General features: G+C 72.7%; 2 protein-coding genes. Both read left to right on the top strand.

Annotated features, from left to right (window positions below; genetic code table 11):
• The first annotated feature begins 156 nt into the window (after window positions 1-156).
• Entirely contained in the window at window positions 157-546 is a 390-nt protein-coding gene (locus ACFV6I_RS37840; RefSeq protein WP_380335144.1) for a hypothetical protein, read from the top strand.
• Window positions 547-577: 31 nt separating this feature from the next.
• Window positions 578-1,170: RdgB/HAM1 family non-canonical purine NTP pyrophosphatase (gene rdgB / locus ACFV6I_RS37835; RefSeq protein ID WP_380430645.1), on the top strand; the 593-nt coding region annotated here is incomplete at its 3' end.

The raw sequence follows: 1,170 nt of genomic DNA, 5'->3' as shown, positions 1-1,170 counted from the left end.
CGCGTGGTCCAGTGTTTTCCCCGCGCGGGGTGGGGGTCTCGACCAGGGGGGGTCCCTCGACTTTTGGCTCCCCCCACCCCCCGGGGGGGGGAAAACCGCGCACCCCCCGGCGCGCGTCCCGTCCCACGGAACCCGCGCGCCCCACAGGAGGACCGGATGCCGTCCAGCATCGCCCGCCCCGCCGCCCTCGCCGTGGCCGGCCTGATCGCCATCCTCCCGCTCAGCATGGTCAGTTGCTCCGCAGCCCAGAAGGCGATCGACTGCGGCAACACGGCGGTCAGGATCACCGGCGACCTCGCCGACGTCACCAGCGCCTACGGCAACGCGAGCAACGACTCGGCGGCCGCCGCGAAGGCGCTGGAGAAGCTCAGGACCGACCTCAACCAGGTCGGCAAGAACTCCAAGAACACCGACGTCGCCAAGGCCGTCGCCGACCTGCAGAAGCAGGCCGACAAGGTCCAGCAGGCCGTCGACAAGAAGGAGGTCCCCGACCTCAAGCCGCTCGGCGACGCGGCCGGCAACCTCACCTCGGTCTGCACCGGCTGACGCCGGAACGGCTGCCGATAGGGTGGGCGATATGTCCACCCGATTGATCCTCGCCACCCGTAACCAGCACAAGGTCGCCGAACTCCGCGCCATCCTCGGCGAGGCCGGCCTGGACGTCGAACTCGTCGGCGCCGACGCCTACCCCGAGATCCCGGACGTCCCGGAGACCGGCGTCACCTTCGCCGAGAACGCGCTCCTCAAGGCCCACGCCCTCGCCCGCGCCACCGGCCTGCCCGCCGTCGCCGACGACTCCGGCCTCTGCGTCGACGTCCTGAACGGCGCCCCCGGCATCTTCTCCGCCCGCTGGGCCGGCAAGCACGGCGACGACCGCGCCAACCTCGACCTGCTGCTCGCCCAGCTCTCCGACATCTCCGACCCGCACCGCGGCGCCCACTTCTTCTGCGCCGCCGCCCTCGCCCTCCCCGACGGCACCGAGCGCGTCGTCGAGGGCCGCCTCCTCGGCACCCTGCGCACCGCCCCCTCCGGCGACGGCGGCTTCGGCTACGACCCGATCCTCCAGCCCCTCGGCGAGACCCGCACCTGCGCCGAACTCACCCCCGCCGAGAAGAACGCCATCAGCCACCGCGGCCAGGCCTTCCGCGGCCTCGCCCCGGTCGTCAAGGA

Source organism: Kitasatospora sp. NPDC059803 (assembly GCF_042732255.1).
Taxonomy (GTDB): domain Bacteria; phylum Actinomycetota; class Actinomycetes; order Streptomycetales; family Streptomycetaceae; genus Kitasatospora.
This window is presented reverse-complemented; position numbering and strand designations above follow the sequence as displayed.

Coding starts and splice junctions, on each gene's coding strand:
- ACFV6I_RS37840 (WP_380335144.1), top strand. CDS start 157: ATGCCGTCCAGCATCGCCCGCCCCGCCGCCCTCGCCGTGGCCGGCCTG.